This window comes from Novosphingopyxis baekryungensis DSM 16222 (assembly GCF_000420305.1).
Classification (GTDB): domain Bacteria; phylum Pseudomonadota; class Alphaproteobacteria; order Sphingomonadales; family Sphingomonadaceae; genus Novosphingopyxis; species Novosphingopyxis baekryungensis.
Genome location: NZ_ATUR01000006.1, coordinates 108,079 through 124,577 on the forward strand (window position 1 = coordinate 108,079; position 16,499 = coordinate 124,577).

A 16,499-nucleotide genomic window follows, 5' to 3' on the forward strand; every position below is an offset into this window, starting at 1 on the left:
GTGCAATGATCCATGGACCGACGCGACCCACGGCTGGACCCGCGATGGCCCCTTGGGGACGGCACGCCCGTGGATTTCGGCAAGGACTGGCGCCCGCGCTTCATCGTCACCGTCGATACCGAGGAGGAGTTCGACTGGGACGGCCCCTTCACGCGCGATCGGCATGGACTGGCCCATGTCTCCGCAATGCCGCGATTTCAGAGTTTTTGTGAAGAACGCAGCGTAAACCCCATCTACCTGATCGATTATCCGGTTGCGACCGACGGACAGGCGTCCGAAATGCTGCGCGGCTGGTGCCGGGCAGGCACCGCCGATGTGGGCGTGCAGCTGCACCCCTGGGTGAACCCGCCGTTCGAGGAAACGGTCAGCGTCCATAACAGCTATGCCTGCAACCTGCCGCCCGATCTGGAGCGGCAGAAATTCGGGCTGCTATATGAGGCGATCGCCAGGCATATCGGCGTCGAATCGCGGATCTACCGGGCAGGGCGCTATGGTGCCGGCCCCGCCAGCCCCAATATCCTGCGTGAATTCGGTCTGGACTGCGACACGTCGGTGCGCAGCCTGTTCGATTACAGCAGGCAGGGCGGGCCGAATTACGCCGCCACGCCGCTGAAGCCCTATTGGCTGCAGCAGAACGCCCTGGCCGAACTGCCGGTGACCACTGTGCTGTCCGGACGGTTGGGGCCGCGCGGAGCAGGGCTGTTCCGCGCCAGCGAGACGCGCCCCAATATGCGCGCGGCGCTCAGCCGGTTGGGGCTGGTCGAACGGATCGCGCTGACCCCGGAAGGCATCTCGCAGACCCATGCCATGCGCGCGGTCGACGATGCCGTGTCGCAGGCCCTGCCGCTGCTTGTCTTTTCCTTCCATTCGCCGTCGCTGGCGCCGGGCTTCACGCCCTATGTGCGCAGCGAGGCCGATGTCGAGGCGCTTTATCTCTGGTGGGACCATCTGTTCGCGCATTGCGCGGCGCGGGGCATTGCGCCGATCACGCTCACCGAGCTGCGCGGCGCCTTGCATGACAAGCCGCTTGCGCCCGGTGCCCGGCCTCCGCTAACGGCGGTGCCGGTACGGGCCTGTAGCTCAGTTGGTTAGAGCTGGCCGCTCATAACGGCTAGGTCGGGGGTTCGAGTCCCTCCGGGCCCACCATTTCCCGCCCTTATGGCGCAAAAAAATCAAATAAGAGTAATGCTTGTAGGCTTTGCTCCATTGGGATTGAAGCGCTAGTCTTGGCTGATGGCTATCTCAAATTTGGCAACCGCCCTCCAACGAAAATACAAAGCGTGGCTCGGCGAGAAGGAGGGCATAGAAAAAGACGTTGCTAGAATTGTCGCTGCTTACCAAACTTTGGATGAAAAGCGGGCACGCATTGATCGAGTCACAATGCTTTTGGACAGCGTCGAGACCATAATGTCCGAAATCTTGCCGGACTGGGATCCACTGAAACAAAAGGGTGTAAAGTCACACACTTATCGGCATGCGTTTCCAATTGGCGAAATAACTCGATTAACTACCAAAATGCTTAGAGAGGCATCGGAGCCAATACCTATCCGAAAGATTCTCGATTACGTTATAGAGTTAAAGAAAATCGATCGTGAGGATAGGGATCTCATGGATGCTACATATAAAGCCATCGATGGCAATCTTAGATCGATGCGCAGACGTGGTCATATAAAATCAACGGACGACTTCGTGGCTCTATGGTATATCAGTGATGAGATAGATGAAGAAGCGCAGTGAATTACTGGTTATTTTCTGTCGACGTCAGGCGTTTAGTTATTCGTTTGATAAATTTACGTGTTGAAAAATGCTAATGTTTTGTGCCGCTGCCAATATCCAGCCATGGATGATCGGGGGCTGCGCATGAGGGATGAGATTAGCATGTCCAACTGTCGGCTATTTGAAACACGACTGTTTTCTTCCCGCCACGCAAGTTCCCAGCCGTATCGGCCGGCGTAACTTTTTGTAAAATTCCGATAGACGCCACGCTCTGCACACCGCAGCCGTGAGAAGAAACTCTCCGCAAAGTTGGTGCATGCTATTCCATCCGAATAGCTCTCTGAATGATTGATCCTTTTCATGTCATAATAGAGATTCAGCGGCTCCCATTGCAGGCCAAAATCGGCATGCATTTCTACGCCTCTCTTTACCACCTGGCGGGCAAACGGAATGCCTGCACCTTCGTTTTCAACATGAACGGTGCGAACACGGGCCACGCGGGTTGGGTCGGTGTGTGGACGCTCACGAACAACCACCAGCGACGACTGCTTTTTCGGATGCTTTTTGAGGAATTCGTCGAACTCCTTTTCACCCTCAATACGTTTATTTGGAAAGCGATGCCTACGCGTTCCGATAAACGCGCCGTCCACTTCAACTGTGCCATCAAGAATCTCATCGTAATCAATGGCCATCGATTCGCGAAATTTATGCTGCAGCACGAAAGCTGTTTTGTAAGAGAGGCCCATTTCACGGATCATGCGACAAGCTGCCACGCCCATCACTCCGTTTACGAAAATAGCTATCGCACCAATCAAGTCACGAAAAAGCAGCTTCCGGCTCGCCAAAATTGTTTTGCTGGTGACGCTGTATTGAAGCCTGCAGGAATTTTTCTTGCACATCCATTTTCGACGATCGGCCAAGGCATAATGGTCTCGGCTGCCGCAATCAGGACAAATAGGCTCGCCTTTGGTTTCCGGCCACCGCAGCAGTTTGAACCGCTCATAAGCGTCGTCTTCCGACATGCGCATGATATCGCGCATATTGAGGGATCGAGCCTCGGGGGAAAGGAGGAAGTGCTGTGCCATTTAGTGATCTGTATCACCAAATATGCTGATATGATCAGAATGTCCAGCCAATTATCACCATTTGTGGTGATATCCGCTGTTTAATGTGGTGATGCCAAATTTGGCAAACGAGCAATTGCGTCCTACAACGCACGCCATGACAAATGATTCTAAGACAGCAACGCCCGACCATCCATCTGAAAAAATGTGGGAGGAACTGGCAAAAAACATTCTGCGTGCGGAGATGATGCGACGCGGTGTTTCCTACACAGCGCTTGTGCAGCGGCTCGCGGCATTGGGTGTTGAAGACAATGAGATCAACCTGCGCAATAAAGTCAGCCGTGGGCGGTTTACCGCTGTCTTCTTGATGCAGTGTTTGAGATCGCTCGATGCCGAGTGGATCCATATCCCAAGTTCGCTCGACGAAGCCGCTGGAAAGTCGGGTGCTCAAGCATTGGCGCGCAAGCCTTCAAGTCCAGCGTAACTGTCACGGGTCATATTTGGCCATCCCATTTTTTCGTCCTAGAACATTATCTGCAGCAACTGGCTGCGCAAGCGGGGGATCAACATTGGCAACGCAATTAAACAACCAGAGCAGCACGCTCGCATCTTTCATCTGGAAGAATGCAGACGACCTCTGGGGTGATTTTAAGCATACCGATTTCGGCAAGATCATCCTCCCGTTCACGCTGCTGCGCCGTCTGGAATGTGTGCTTGAGGCGACTCGTGAGCAGGCGCTTGAAACCATCGCCGATCTTGCCGGCCAAAATATCGATCTTAACGTCGTGCTGCGACAGATTACGGGTTACCCCTTCTACAATACCTCGAACTACACGCTCGCCACCCTTGGTGCGACGCGCACCCGGCAGAATCTCGAGGATTACATTGCCAAGTTCAGCGACAACGCCCGCGTAATTTTCGAGCAGTTCGATTTTGCCAACACCATCGCTCGCATGGACAAGCAGGGCGTCCTCTACCGTATCTGCCAGAACTTCGCGGACACGGACCTGCATCCCGATGCGGTGCCGGAGCGCGTGATGAGCAACATTTACGAGCACCTGATCCGCCGGTTCGGCGCTGAGGTGAACGAGGCAGCCGAGGATTTCATGACGCCGCGCGATGTCGTCCATCTCGCCATCGAATTGCTGCTGGATCCAGACGACGAACTCTTCGTCAACAACCCCGGCCTCATCCGCACGCTTTACGATCCGACCTGCGGAACGGGCGGCTTTCTTTCGGATGGTATGGAGCACGTGCAGAGCTTGCGCGACCGCTACAGCATAGCTCCAGTCGTTGTGCCGCACGGGCAGGAGCTTGAGCCGGAAACGCATGCAGTCTGCCTCGCCGGCATGCTGCTCAAGACCTTGGAATCTGATCCGGGCCGTGATCTGTCGCAGAACATCAAGATCGGCAGCACGCTTTCCAACGACCAGTATTCGGGTGAGCGGTTCCACTATTGCATCTCGAACCCTCCATTCGGCAAGAAGTGGGACAAGGACCAGGACGCCGTCGTCCGCGAACACAGCGAGAAGAAGTTCGAAGGGCGCTTCGGCCCCAAGCTGCCGCGCGTTAGCGACGGCTCTATGCTGTTCCTGCTTCACCTCATCAGCAAGCTGGAAACACCGGAGCGCGGCGGGGGACGTGCTGCCATCGTCCTGTCCGGATCGCCGCTATTCAACGGCAACGCTGGGCAGGGCGAATCCGAGATCAGGCGGTTCCTGCTGGAGAACGATTACGTCGAGGCGATTATTGCGCTGCCGACCGAGATCTTCTTTCGCACCGGCATCGGCACCTACATCTGGATCTTGTCAAACAAGAAGGGCGATGCTCGCCAAGGCAAGGTTCAGCTGATCGACGCCACATCGCTCTACACGCAGATGCGCAAGAGCGAGGGCAACAAGAAGCGTGCCATCAGCGGAGAGCAGACGCGCCAGATCGTCAACAGCTATTCGGCTTTCGAACCCACAGATACCTCAAAGATTTTCGACTACGAGGAATTCGGATACCGGCGCGTGAAGGTGCTCCGGGCGCTCCGGATGAAAATCGTGATCACGGAGGGCAGCTTTGACAGCCTCGAGACCGACAAGGCTTGGAACAAGCTGTCCGATACCCAAAAGGAAGCGTGGACTTCCACCCTCATCGCGCATGCGGGACAGGAACACGAATACGACTGGCTCGAATCCTTCGCCAAGTCTGCTGCGAAGAAGAATGCTACTCTCGGGAAGGTCGGAAAGCCGCTCATCAAGGCGTTTGTCGGCGCTTTCGGTGTGCACGATCCCGATGCTGAGCCCGTGCTCGACGGTAAGGGCAATATCGTTCCCGATGATGGCCTTACGGACTTCGAGAACGTGCCCCTCGGCACCTCGATCGACGATTACATGGCCAGCGAGGTGCTGCCTTGGGCGGAGGACGCTTTCGTCGATCAGAGCTTCTGTGACTCCCAAGATGAAGTAGTGGGTGTCGTGGGCTACGAGATCAATTTCAACCGCTATTTCTATCGCTATCAGCCCCCTCGCGATCTGGAAAAAATCGACGCCGATCTGAAGGCTGTTGAAGCCGACATCGCTTCGCTTCTGGACGAGGTGACCGAATGAGCGAGATAGACTTTCTCGATGATTTCGCAGAGTCGTCGCTATGGTCGACAGTGCCAGCGAAACGTCGGTTCCAATACTCCAAAGAACTCAACGCCGGCATGAAGGAAAGCCATCGACTGGCTTTGACTATGAACGGAGTGGTCGATCGCGCTCTCGATGACGCAGAGGGTCTGCAAACTTCCGATTTTGATGGCTATCAGATCTTTGAAGAGGGGGATCTCGCTTTCAAGTTGATTGATCTGGAGAATATCAAGACCAGTCGTGTGGGGCTTGTTCCTCGACGTGGAATAATGAGTCCTGCTTATATTCGCCTAAGACCAAGTGATCTGGACGGGTGCTTCACGCCGTTCTATTACTGGTATTTCTACGCCGCCTATAGAGGCAATATCTTCAATGGCCTCGGGGGCGGAATTAGGCAAAGCCTGAGCCAGACCGAACTACTAAATTTTCCCATTCCAGAAATCGATTATGAAGACCAAGTTCGGATTTCTAATTATCTAGAACGGGAAATCGCACGGATCGATCAACTAATTTCCCGGAAAATTGGCTTCCAAACGCTGCTGGACGAAAAGTCGAAGGCGACTGCAGCCCATGCCATTACGGGCGGCATCTCAAAGCGTAACGACACCAGCATAGATGCCCCAGCGTGGCTTGGCCAAGTGCCTTCATATTGGAGAACTGTCCGCATCGCCGAACTCTTCCAGGAGATCGTTCGTCCCGCCGATACGAGCCTACCAGTGCTTGCTGTTTCAATTCGTGACGGCGTATCTGATAAGGAGTTGGAGGACGAGGATCGCGCACGCATGGTCAACCTCAGCGAAGACCGGACCAAGTATCAGCGCGTCCAACCCGGTGATCTCGTCTACAATATGATGCGTGCATGGCAGGGGGCTTTCGGCACCGTAACCGTCAATGGGCTGGTTAGTCCGGCGTATGTAGTCGCCGAGCCGAAGGCCGAATTCCGGACGAAGTTCATCGAGCTACAACTCCGCACGGCTTCTGGTGCAGAAGAGGTCCGGCGCTATTCCAAAGGTATCGCGGACTTTCGGCAGCGCCTCTACTGGGAGCATTTCCGGAACCTCAAAGTCTGCCTCCCGCCACTGAAAGAGCAGGACGACATCATTGCTCACATTGAATCGGAACAGGCTCGTTTAGCACTGCTGAAGACCAAGACGGAACGCAGCATCGAACTGCTTCGCGAACATCGCACCGCCCTCATCACCGCCGCTGTGACCGGCAAGATCGACGTCAGGAATGCCGCATGAGCGACCTTCACCACGAAAAGCACCTCGAAGCCTATATCGTTGACAAGCTCGACCAGCAGGGCTGGCTGGTCGGGGTTTCGTCCGAATATGATAAGGACTTTGCGCTCTACACCGATGATCTCGTCGAATGGATCAAGGAAACGCAGCCGGTCAAGTGGGACAAGCTTGTTGCCCTGAACGGCAACAATGCGCTCAAGGTGCTGAAGAACCGGCTCGACCAGTCTCTGGAGAAGCACGGAACCGTCCAGATCCTGCGCCGCGGCTTCGACATCGCCGGTTGCGGTCATATCGACGTGAGCGAGGCTGCTCCCGAGGATCAGCGCAATCAAGACGTGCTGGCGCGCTACGCCGCAAACCGCATCCGCGTCGTGCCGCAACTGCGCTACCATCACAGCGCCGACTACGAAATCGACCTCGTTTTCTTCATCAACGGCCTGCCGGTTGCCACGGTCGAGCTCAAAACTGACTTCGTCCAGTCAGCAGAAGCTGCCAAGCAGCAGTATCGCGAGGATAGGCTGCCGATCGATCCCCGCACGAAGCGAACGGAACCGCTCCTCACCTTCAAGCGCGGTGCCGTCGTCCACTTCGCCATGTCGGATAGCGAGATTTGGATGGCTACCAAGCTGGCCGGCGACAACACCTTCTTCCTGCCGTTCAATCAGGGGGGTAACGGCCGAGCTGTCAATCTGCCGAGAGATGATGGGGAATATCCGGTCGCCTACTTGTGGGAAGATGTGCTTCAGCGTGATGCCTGGCTGCGCATCTTCCACAGCTTCGTTTACGTCGAGAAAAAAGAAGTCGTCGACCTAAAGGGCAAATGGTCGACCAAAGAGACACTAATTTTTCCACGTTTCCATCAGTGGTCCGCGGTCAACAGAATGATCGATGACGCGAAGGAAAATGGCCCGGGGCAGGCTTACCTATGCGAGCACAGCGCTGGATCGGGTAAGACTTCCACCATTGCGTGGACGGCTCACGATCTCGTCAAGCTCCGAAAGGATGACGGCACACCAATCTTCGATGCTGCTATCATCGTCACCGACCGTAATGTGCTCGACAGCCAGTTACAGGATGCGGTCCAGCAGATCGATCATCAGGCCGGCCTCATCGCGGCGATAGACCGCGACAAGAGTTCAAAATCGAAGAGCCAGCAGCTGACAGAGGCGCTGCTGAAGGGAGTGCCAATCATTGTCGTTACGATTCAGACCTTTCCATACGCTATGGAAGCGATCTTGACCGACAATTCACTCAAAGAAAAAAGCTTCGCCGTGATAATTGATGAAGCGCATAATTCACAAACTGGAACGACGTCATCGAAGCTACAGGCGACCCTGGCGCTCAGTTCCAAGGCCGTGATGGAGCAGATGTCAGTGGAGGATCTACTTACCGAGATCCAGAATTCACGCGTGCGCCCAAAAAACGTATCTCAGTTCGCCTTCACGGCAACGCCCAAGCACTCCACGCTTATGCTGTTCGGAAGGCCATCAGATCCATCACAGCCGGCTTCAGACGATAACCAACCGGAGTCTTTCCACAAATATACCATGCGCCAGGCGATCGAGGAGGGCTTCATCCGGGATGTCCTGGAGGGCTATATCCCTTACAAAACTGCCTTCAATCTCGGGAAGGACATGATCGACGCCAAACGCGTTGACGGGAAAGCAGCCAAGCGCGCGCTCGCAAAATGGATGTCCTTGCATCCGACGAACGTGACCCAGAAGGTCCAGTTCATCATGGAGCATTTTGCGCGAAATGTTGCGGACCTCCTCGAGGGCAAAGCCAAGGCAATGGTCGTGACCAGCTCACGCTCGGCCGCAGTCCGTTACAAGAAAGCGTTTGACACTTTCATCGATACGCACCCGCAGTATAAAGACATACACACTCTGGTTGCCTTTTCAGGCCAATTAACGGGCAAGGAGGTTATGCACGCCGATGATGCCGGTAAGCATGGAGAAGCTTTCATTATTGATGATGAGGCGATCTTCAGCGAGGACTCCATGAATCCGGCGGTGCGCGGCCAAGACCTGCGTCTTGCCTTTGATCGACCTGAATACCGCGTGATGCTTGTGGCGAACAAATTCCAGACCGGATTTGATCAGCCCAAGCTAGTAGCAATGTATATCGATAAAAAGATCGCCAACGATGTAGAAATCGTTCAGACCTTCTCGCGCCTAAATCGGATGTTTCCGGGCAAGGACCGAACATTCATTATCGATTTCGTAAACGATCCAGACGTTGTGCGAGCCGCTTTCGCTCAATATGATGACGGTGCAAAAATTGAAGAGGTTCAAGATCTCAATGTAATTTATGAATTGCGCGATCAGCTCGACGCTGCCTTTATTTACACTGATAGACATCTTGAGCAATTCAAGCAAGCGCGGTTCAATACAGCGTTGGCGCTCGCATCTAATGAAGGCGCCCAGCATAAGCTGCTGTTTGCCGCAACGCAGGAACCAACTGACATCTACAACGGGATGCTGAAGGACAACCGTAAAGGTGTTCAGACAGCCGAAGCCGACTATCAGAGGGCAAAGGAAAAGGGCGATGTAGATGGCCAGGAAGCAGCCGACCATCGCCGGGAATTAGCATCTACGGTCATCGGCACCCTAACGGACTTCAAGGCCGGCCTGGCGCGCTTTGCGCGGACCTATGCCTACATTTCCCAGTTGGTCGAGCTCGGTGATCCGGATCTTGAAAATTATGCTACCTTTGCCAAATTGCTCTCCAAGAGGATCGATGGTGTTGCACCGGAAGATGTCGACTTGCGCGGCCTCACGCTGGCAGGTTTCGAAATCACGGAGCGGGATGACACAGGAGGCGGAACAACCACAGGCGAAGATCGTATCATTCTTAAGCCCATTGGCGCTGGCGGATCACCCATGCCAGGCAGCAAGCCAGTCTATCTTCAGGAAATTATCAAGCGCCTGAACAGCCTGTTCGGCGAAGTCGCACCGCTTCGCGATCAGGCACATTTCGTCAATCAGATCGCGGCTATCGCGCAGGAAAATGACATTGTGATGGCACAGGTAAGCCAGAGCGACAAGCAACTGGCAATGAAAGGCAACCTTCCCGGTTCCGTTCAAAGTGCTGTTGTTCGATCGCTGATATCAAACAAGAGTCTGGCATCGCTACTGTTGAAGGAGGATCGCCAGGCGATGGGGATCTTGACGAACATAATCTATGACATCCTGAAATCGGGCGACAAGCTCGATCTGGATTCGTTGACGTTCGATTGATCCTGTGGTGACCAAAAAAATCACTGCCAATCAGATCATTGGGGAGATCGGCGAAAATGAGGTCCGTGGACGGTTTCTGACACTAGGCTGGCAGTTCGATGGACGGTCCAGATTGGAAGCGGGCATTGATGGGATCGCGGAAGTCATGAACGAGGGCCAACCAATGGCCCGCATGATCGCAGTGCAAATAAAGTCCACCAAGGAGGGGAAATATACCTCCGAATCTGACACGAGCTTCACTTACCTTTTGCGCACCCAAGACCTTGCCTATTGGAGAGGGTCAAACCTTCCAGTCATCGTCGTTTTTTACAGACAGTCGGACCACAGTTTCTACTGGAAAGAAGTGTCGCGGGATGCTGGTCCCGGCGAGCGGCGACTGAATATCGACAAGGTCGCGGACCTCTTTAACGCTAGCACCGTGAACAAATTGGCCGCATTGACTGTCCCAAAAACCGGCCTGGGATATTACGTGCCTCCGCTCGGCGGTGGTGAAGATGCATTGATCAATATGCTCCCACTTACGCTTCCAAATGAAATGTATATCGCTTCGACGACATACGAGCCACGGAAGGCTATAGCGGTCATTCTTAATGGAGATGGCCCAAAGCGCTTCGACTGGGTGATCAATGGCGGAACGTTCTGGTCTTTCCATGACCCTAGAACTTCAGCATGCTCAGAGATTGTGGATATCGATCAAGTGGAAGCTATCAACACTAAAGAGTTGGCACTTCATGACGATATCGATGAGCAAAATAGATTTAGCCACCTCCTTCGCCAAACGCTCCGGTATCAAACTGATTCTGACCTCGGTTGGGATAAGGATCACAAAGCCCTTTATTTTCGCGCAATTGAAAGAGAAGTTTCCCGTAATTTTGCTTACACATCATCTAAAAAGAAAACCGACGCTAACGTTGTTAGCGTATTTAAAAACTCAAAAGATGAGACCAGGGTTTCCTTTGTGCGCCACCATGCCTTCAGCCCCCGGTTCGAACTCATGGCAGATCAGTGGTATCTAATCATAACTCCTACGTATTATTATACGACGAATGGATATGCTCCGCATCAATTTGCTGCCCCGCTTTTGGCAGGGAAAAAACGGCTCGATAAAAGCGCAGCTCTGAGGGGGCAGGTCATTATGTGGCATCGCTTTCTCACTCAAAGCGATCACGAAGATTTATTCCATAGTGAAGAAACGCCAGAGGCGTATTTGATGTTTGGCGAACCGCCTTCAATTCATTTGGATGTAAGGGTTCCTGAAGATGGCTGGGTGAAGGAAAAGGTCAAAAGGATCGACGAGGCGGCTCAGGGTGAGGGGTTGTTTTCCGATGACATTTGAAACGCGCATTTTCGATGAGCCAGAACTGGAATTTGGCGATCATCATCATCACCAAGATCCACGCCTGGGCTTATCAGAGGCGGGACCGCTTCAAACCTTCCTAGGGGATGTCATAAAAATAGGCGTTGTTGGAAACTCCAAGACAATCGAGGACACTCGAAAATTCATCGAGACCGTCAGTAGCGGTGTTGAGGGTAAGGGCGAAAAACACCCCAACATGCACCCGCCTTTTCCGGGACTTGGCAATCAAAGTCCATATCGATGCCGATTTGAGATCGAAGACGGTGCAACGGCTGCGTTGACCAAGAGCAAACTCGATAAGATCGGAAAGGAGCCCGACCACTACCGCGCTGTGGAAATGGCAGTCGACGAAATCATTGGCGAACTGCAGGCTATGGATGATGGCGGAAGCCGTCCTGACGTTGCAATCATAGCACTGCCAGTAAAGCTTCTGGAGCGCGTATGGAACGCAAAAGTCGATGCTCGTGGGACAACCGAGAAGTCGGACAGCAGTGGCTCTGACGCTCCTAATTTTCGCGGAATGCTAAAAGCGAAAGCAATGGGGCTAAGTTTTCCAATTCAAATTGTTTGGGAAGATGTGATCGACGACAAGGTTACGATCCCGCAGAAGGTCAAAGAAAGTAGCTCTCGCAAAATCCAGGATATTGCCGGTCGCACATGGAACCTAATGACCAGCCTCTATTACAAAGGGAGCGGACGTATTCCTTGGCGCCGTATGCCATTGGAGGGCGAATTTTCTGCCTGCTACGTCGGAATAAGCTTCTACCGTGAAGCAGACGGCCAACAACTTTTTACCAGTGCGGCCCAGATGTTCGACGAGCGCGGCCGAGGTTTTGTATTGAAGGGAAGGCGCGCACGGACCGAGAGTCGCGGCAGGCATCCATACATGGCTCGTGAAGATGCCAAAAAAATTATAGAGGATGTTCTGGCTGCCTATAAGCTTCATCATAAGACCCTGCCAGCCCGCGTATTCATCCTGAAGACCTCACGTTTTAAGGACGAGGAAGCGGACGGAATAATTGCTGCATTGGATGAGGCTGGCACCGAATTACGCGATCTGGTTTGGGTTCAAGAGTCCTATACTGCACGGATCCTACGCGATGGAAATTATCCCGTCTTGCGCGGCACGTTTGTTGATTTGCATGGTAAGGGATTGCTCTACACTAGCGGAAGCATGCCTTACTACGGCACCTACCCTGGCAAATACGATCCTAATCCGCTCTTGCTGTGCCCGCATCATACCAGTGAAAGCACGGTCGCCCAGCTGGCAGAAGAAATTTTCTCACTGACAAAAGTGAATTGGAATTCCACACAAATGAACCAACGTCTTCCGATCCCAATCAGGGCTGCGCGAAAGGTGGGTGAGGTCCTAAAATATGTTGGTGAGGGCGAAGTCATCAGCGCGGATTATCGGAAATATATTTGAGCATGCACTAATCCGATATCCATCCGGATTTGATTTTTTTGCGCCATAAGGGCGCATTTCCCCCGTGCCCTGTCGCGATCAGCTCAATCGCTTGCGATTCGCCTTCACGGTGCCGGCATAATGGCGCATCACCTGGCGCGATCCGGTGGCCGGATCGCTGGAGATTCCGCCGGTCAGGAACTTCATCTGAAGCTCGCCCATCGCCTGCATCTTTTCCTCGACCATGCGCTGCGATTCGCTCTGCGCCCCGGCACCGCCGCCAGCGATCTTCATCATCCGCAGGCCAATGACCGACCAGGCTTCCAGACCCAGCGACCAGGCTTCCATGCCAGCGGCCATCCAGTTGTCGTCCTGTTTCTTGGTCATACACAATCTCCGGCGGTCGCAAGACGCGACGCATGGACCATCTAGCAGACAAATGCGCAGGCAGCGCACCAATTATGCTGCACTGCAAAAAACTCCGTCGCCCGCTGGGGTCAGATCTTGTCCGCGTAGATCATGCTGCCGGGCGGCAGAGCCTCCATGACGGCGGGAAGATCGGCCGATGAAAAGGCAAAACAGCCCTGGCTGCGGCCAAGCCGCTTCTGCTTTGCCACCACATCCGGCTCGGCATACCAGGCATGGTGCATGACGATGGCCCTGCTGCGCGCGGTGCGATTGCTGGGATCCAGTCCGTCCAGCCGTTCGGCCTGCCCATATTTGCCGTCATAGACCTCCGCCGTGCGATAGGCCCCGCGCGAGGTGGCGTTGGAGCCATCCTCGTCCGAGAAGCGATCCAGATAGCCATCATGGTCGCGGTCCGATCCACTGCCATGGGTCACGCGCACCGCTTTGGCCGTGCGTTGCTCCAGATCGACGATGAAAAAGCGGGGCATGCTGCTGTGCGCGGCATAATCGGCGATGCCGATGGTGGTGGTGTTGGCCAGATCGCCCCGGTGCGTTTCCAGCGCGGCAAGCGCCCGGTGGAGCAGGGCGTCCGGCACCCCGGCGATGGATGACGGCATATCCGTGGTCGGCACGGCGCCGATCGACGGGACGGCAGCATGGGTTTCGGGACGGAAAGACGCCGCGCGCTCGTCAAGGTCCGGCGCGCTCTCGGCAGTAGAGTGAGACCCTTCGGCAGTGCTCGCGCTCCCTTCGACCGGGAATGCCGCGACCGTGGCGCCGCCTGCAAGCAGCAGGCCGCCGGCAGATGCCATCGTCCAGTGTCTCAAGCCCATATCGTCTCCAGATTGTCTGTCGAACCCGCCATGGCGTCAGTGTAGCACAGCAAAGCCGGGATCGCACATGTCAGCATCGCACAGGACCGTCGCCTGCGCTCGGTTGCCATCGGAATAGCGCGATGTCCTGAACACAGGCTGAAATCGAAAGGGGCCATGGAAGCGGCCACGCCCTTGACCATCAGCCCGGGGTCTGGCCGTCCCGCTTGCGCAGATCATTGTGCATGGTGGTGGCCGCGATCGCACCATGGCCCATCGCGACGCTGATCTGGTCCAGCGCGGCCACGATATCGCCCGCAGCATAGAGCCCGCGATCGTTCAGCCGCTGATGATCGTCCGCTGGCACGCATTGTTCGTCCACCAGGGATATATCGAGCGCCTGCAACAGCGCGCAATTGCCGTTCGAACCCAGCGCGGGATACAAGGTGTCGAACGTTCGGTCATGGCCGTCCGCGAAGGTTGCCGACAGCGTGTCCTCCGCAAAATCGAACGCCGATACGGGGCAGGGTTCCACCTCTATGCCCGCCCGATCGAGATCGGCGCGATCGCCCGCGTCCAGATCGGTGGCGATCAGGGTCAGCAGCGTCACCTTGTCGCTATAGGTGGAAAGGAACAGCGCTTCGGCCACGCCGTGGCCATCTGCGCCCAGCACTGCCACCCGCTGATCGCGCACTTCGAAGGCATCGCAGATCGGGCAATAGCGCAGCAATCCGGCCTGCAGGGCACGCTCATGGGTTTCCTCGTCCAGCGGCGGGCGGCGATTGACCACGCCCGTGGCGATCAGTACCGCCCGCGCTTCCAACGGGCCATCATCCGTCTGCATGCGGTAGCCATCCGCAATCATTTCGATATCGCGCACCTCGCCCACGCGAATTTGGGCACCGAACTGCGTGGCCTGATCGCGCATGCGCTCCAGCAGCGCCGGTCCGCCGATCCCTTCCGGAAAACCGGCATGGTTGCGGGAACGCGGGATCATGCTCGCACGGCTGTTGCCGGCGTCGATCACCACGACTTGCCGGCAAAAGCGCGCAAGATAAATGGCCGCCGTCAAACCGGCCGGACCACCGCCGATCACCACGCATTCTGTCTTTTCCACCATCCTGCCGCTGTAGTGCCGCCGGAGGGCGCAGCAAGGATAATGATTGATAGGGGCTTGCCGCCCACCGCACACCCGGCTAGGGGCGGCTGCAGTCGGGGAGTGGCGCAGCCTGGTAGCGCATCTGTTTTGGGAACAGAGGGTCGCAGGTTCGAATCCTGTCTCCCCGACCATCCTTCCATCATCACCATATCTCGGGCCCCAATATCTCGGGCCCATATCTCGGGCAGGGCGCTTTACGTGCAGCACCCGCCCTGTATGGTCCTCAGGCTGAGGATAGCCGAGGAGTGATTTGATGTGCGAGCGTGACGATCTGGCCGACATGGGCCGCAAGACTGCATTCGACTGGACACCCAATCGCCGGCAATTCGCCGCGCTCGGCAGCATGGTGACGCTGGCCGCCTGCACAACCGGCGCAACCGGCATGGGCGAGGCTACACTGGCCGAGGATATGGTCACGATCACCACGGCGGACGGCACGATGGATGCCTTCTATGTGCGGCCCAGCAGCGGCACCTATCCCGCCATTCTTACCTGGCCGGACATTGCCGGGCTGCGCGATGCGTTCAAGGTGATGGCGCGGCGGCTGGCGGGGCAGGGCTATGCCGTGCTCGTCGCCAATCAATATTATCGCAACGGCCAGGCGCCGATGTTCAAGGATTTTTCCGACTTTCAGGCCAATGACGGCTTCGCCAAGGCAGGCGAGATGCGCAAGCTGCTCGGCCCCGACGCGATCATGCGCGATGCCAAGGCGGCGGTCGCCTGGCTGGATGCCCGCGATGAGGTCGATACGGCCAAAGGCGTCGGCACCCATGGCTATTGCATGGGCGGGCCGTTCACGGTGTTTTCTGCCGCTGCAGTGCCAGAGCGCATTCGCGCCGCCGCGTCGCTGCATGGCGGCGGACTGGTACAGCCGGACAATGCGCAGAGCCCGCACAAGCTGCTGGCGCAGACCAACGCCAGCTATCTGTTCGCCATCGCGCAGAATGACGATGCGAAGGACCCGGAGGCCAAGACGGTCCTGCGCGAGGCAGCCGCCGCCGCCAATGTTCGGGCAGAGATCGAGGTGTATCCGGCCGATCATGGCTGGACCGTCATCGACAGCCCATCCTATGACCAGCCTGCTGCCGAGCGGGCCTGGGGCCGGATGAGCGCCCTGTTCCAGCGCGCTCTTTGAACGCCTTTAACCGGCCGAGCTGAAACCGGCTTACATGTGACCGGCCTGGCCGCGCAGCATCAGGGCTGGCGGTCACCCGGCTGCTGGCGCCCGCTGCCATCCGCCTGCGCGTCCTGCCCTGCATAGATGGCGGCAGCCGCCGCAGCCGCCTCCGCCTGATGGTCTTCGATCGACTGGGCGGTGTCTTCTTCCAAGATGCGCACCGCCTCGTCGGCGGCCTCGTCCAGCGACTGGGCCTCCGCCTCGATCTCCGCTTCGTCACCCAGATCGGGGTCGGACGCGGCAGGCTGCGCGCTACAGGCCGCGAGCAGTGCCGGCAGGAGCAGCGCGGGGCAACGCAGGGCCATC

General features: G+C 56.2%; 14 protein-coding genes and 2 tRNA genes. 11 read left to right on the forward strand and 5 right to left on the reverse strand.

The features are described from left to right. Window positions 1-12 precede the first annotated feature (12 nt). From G410_RS17445 to G410_RS0111145, 3 genes are all read left to right on the forward strand, one after another. Window positions 13-1,092 carry a polysaccharide deacetylase family protein gene (locus tag G410_RS17445; RefSeq protein ID WP_245559347.1) on the forward strand — a complete coding sequence of 360 codons (1,080 nt, stop codon included), beginning with the start codon at window positions 13-15 and terminating at the stop codon, window positions 1,090-1,092. Beyond that, window positions 1,070-1,146: transfer RNA gene (locus G410_RS0111140), tRNA-Ile, on the forward strand. The genes G410_RS17445 and G410_RS0111140 overlap by 23 nt, the downstream gene beginning before the upstream one ends. Before the next feature lie 102 nt (window positions 1,147-1,248). Next, window positions 1,249-1,737, forward strand: coding sequence for a hypothetical protein (locus G410_RS0111145; RefSeq protein ID WP_156851936.1), 489 nt, complete (start codon window positions 1,249-1,251; stop codon window positions 1,735-1,737). Window positions 1,738-1,790: 53 nt separating this feature from the next. On the opposite strand, the gene G410_RS17755 is transcribed toward G410_RS0111145, so the two are convergent. Further along, the gene (locus tag G410_RS17755) at window positions 1,791-2,801 is read right to left on the reverse strand and encodes an IS1595 family transposase (protein WP_084489149.1); all 1,011 of its coding nucleotides are present in this window, start codon (window positions 2,799-2,801) and stop codon (window positions 1,791-1,793) included. A 136-nt stretch (window positions 2,802-2,937) separates the two neighbouring features. Here G410_RS17755 and G410_RS18205 point away from each other — a divergent pair, with 136 nt between their 5' ends. The 6 genes from G410_RS18205 to G410_RS0111180 all read left to right on the forward strand — a co-directional run bounded on the left by G410_RS18205 (window position 2,938) and on the right by G410_RS0111180 (window position 12,658). After that, on the forward strand, window positions 2,938-3,264 hold the full coding sequence (locus G410_RS18205; protein WP_211215018.1) for a DUF6471 domain-containing protein: 327 nt from the start codon (window positions 2,938-2,940) through the stop codon (window positions 3,262-3,264). An 85-nt stretch (window positions 3,265-3,349) separates the two neighbouring features. Further along, window positions 3,350-5,374 (forward strand): type I restriction-modification system subunit M, encoded by a 2,025-nt coding sequence (locus tag G410_RS0111160; RefSeq protein ID WP_022673739.1) that lies wholly within the window; start codon window positions 3,350-3,352, stop codon window positions 5,372-5,374. After that, on the forward strand, window positions 5,371-6,639 hold the full coding sequence (locus G410_RS17450) for a restriction endonuclease subunit S (RefSeq protein WP_022673740.1): 1,269 nt from the start codon (window positions 5,371-5,373) through the stop codon (window positions 6,637-6,639). The genes G410_RS0111160 and G410_RS17450 overlap by 4 nt, the downstream gene beginning before the upstream one ends. Next, on the forward strand, window positions 6,636-9,875 hold the full coding sequence (locus G410_RS0111170) for a type I restriction endonuclease subunit R (protein ID WP_022673741.1): 3,240 nt from the start codon (window positions 6,636-6,638) through the stop codon (window positions 9,873-9,875). Before G410_RS17450 ends, G410_RS0111170 begins: the two co-directional genes overlap by 4 nt. A 7-nt stretch (window positions 9,876-9,882) precedes the next feature. Next, on the forward strand, window positions 9,883-11,211 hold the full coding sequence (locus tag G410_RS16475; protein WP_033317603.1) for a DUF4365 domain-containing protein: 1,329 nt from the start codon (window positions 9,883-9,885) through the stop codon (window positions 11,209-11,211). Continuing rightward, window positions 11,201-12,658 carry an argonaute/piwi family protein gene (locus tag G410_RS0111180; protein WP_022673743.1) on the forward strand — a complete coding sequence of 486 codons (1,458 nt, stop codon included), beginning with the start codon at window positions 11,201-11,203 and terminating at the stop codon, window positions 12,656-12,658. Before G410_RS16475 ends, G410_RS0111180 begins: the two co-directional genes overlap by 11 nt. 78 nt (window positions 12,659-12,736) lie before the next feature. Here the strand turns inward: G410_RS0111180 and G410_RS16480 are convergent, their stop codons facing one another. From G410_RS16480 to G410_RS0111195, 3 genes are all read right to left on the reverse strand, one after another. Then, window positions 12,737-13,024 carry a hypothetical protein gene (locus tag G410_RS16480; RefSeq protein WP_022673744.1) on the reverse strand — a complete coding sequence of 96 codons (288 nt, stop codon included), beginning with the start codon at window positions 13,022-13,024 and terminating at the stop codon, window positions 12,737-12,739. A gap of 110 nt (window positions 13,025-13,134) precedes the next feature. Next, window positions 13,135-13,857 (reverse strand): murein L,D-transpeptidase catalytic domain-containing protein, encoded by a 723-nt coding sequence (locus G410_RS16485; protein WP_022673745.1) that lies wholly within the window; start codon window positions 13,855-13,857, stop codon window positions 13,135-13,137. A gap of 202 nt (window positions 13,858-14,059) precedes the next feature. Continuing rightward, the gene (locus tag G410_RS0111195) at window positions 14,060-14,977 is read right to left on the reverse strand and encodes an NAD(P)/FAD-dependent oxidoreductase (protein ID WP_022673746.1); all 918 of its coding nucleotides are present in this window, start codon (window positions 14,975-14,977) and stop codon (window positions 14,060-14,062) included. Between the two features lie 93 nt (window positions 14,978-15,070). On the opposite strand from G410_RS0111195, the gene G410_RS0111200 reads away from it, so the two are divergent. Both G410_RS0111200 and G410_RS0111205 read left to right on the forward strand, forming a co-directional pair. Continuing rightward, window positions 15,071-15,147: transfer RNA gene (locus tag G410_RS0111200), tRNA-Pro, on the forward strand. A 122-nt stretch (window positions 15,148-15,269) separates the two neighbouring features. Next, the gene (locus G410_RS0111205) at window positions 15,270-16,151 is read left to right on the forward strand and encodes a dienelactone hydrolase family protein (protein ID WP_022673747.1); all 882 of its coding nucleotides are present in this window, start codon (window positions 15,270-15,272) and stop codon (window positions 16,149-16,151) included. Between the two features lie 59 nt (window positions 16,152-16,210). Here G410_RS0111205 and G410_RS0111210 read toward each other — a convergent pair whose 3' ends face one another. Beyond that, a complete protein-coding gene (locus G410_RS0111210) occupies window positions 16,211-16,498 on the reverse strand; it encodes a hypothetical protein (protein WP_022673748.1) in 288 nt (95 codons plus the stop codon). Window position 16,499: the final 1 nt, after the last annotated feature.

Coding starts and splice junctions, on each gene's coding strand:
- G410_RS17445 (WP_245559347.1), top strand. CDS start 13: ATGGACCGACGCGACCCACGGCTGGACCCGCGATGGCCCCTTGGGGAC.
- G410_RS17755 (WP_084489149.1), bottom strand. CDS start 2,801: ATGGCACAGCACTTCCTCCTTTCCCCCGAGGCTCGATCCCTCAATATG.
- G410_RS18205 (WP_211215018.1), top strand. CDS start 2,938: ATGACAAATGATTCTAAGACAGCAACGCCCGACCATCCATCTGAAAAA.
- G410_RS17450 (WP_022673740.1), top strand. CDS start 5,371: ATGAGCGAGATAGACTTTCTCGATGATTTCGCAGAGTCGTCGCTATGG.
- G410_RS0111170 (WP_022673741.1), top strand. CDS start 6,636: ATGAGCGACCTTCACCACGAAAAGCACCTCGAAGCCTATATCGTTGAC.
- G410_RS0111180 (WP_022673743.1), top strand. CDS start 11,201: ATGACATTTGAAACGCGCATTTTCGATGAGCCAGAACTGGAATTTGGC.
- G410_RS16480 (WP_022673744.1), bottom strand. CDS start 13,024: ATGACCAAGAAACAGGACGACAACTGGATGGCCGCTGGCATGGAAGCC.
- G410_RS16485 (WP_022673745.1), bottom strand. CDS start 13,857: ATGGCATCTGCCGGCGGCCTGCTGCTTGCAGGCGGCGCCACGGTCGCG.
- G410_RS0111195 (WP_022673746.1), bottom strand. CDS start 14,977: ATGGTGGAAAAGACAGAATGCGTGGTGATCGGCGGTGGTCCGGCCGGT.
- G410_RS0111205 (WP_022673747.1), top strand. CDS start 15,270: ATGTGCGAGCGTGACGATCTGGCCGACATGGGCCGCAAGACTGCATTC.
- G410_RS0111210 (WP_022673748.1), bottom strand. CDS start 16,498: ATGGCCCTGCGTTGCCCCGCGCTGCTCCTGCCGGCACTGCTCGCGGCC.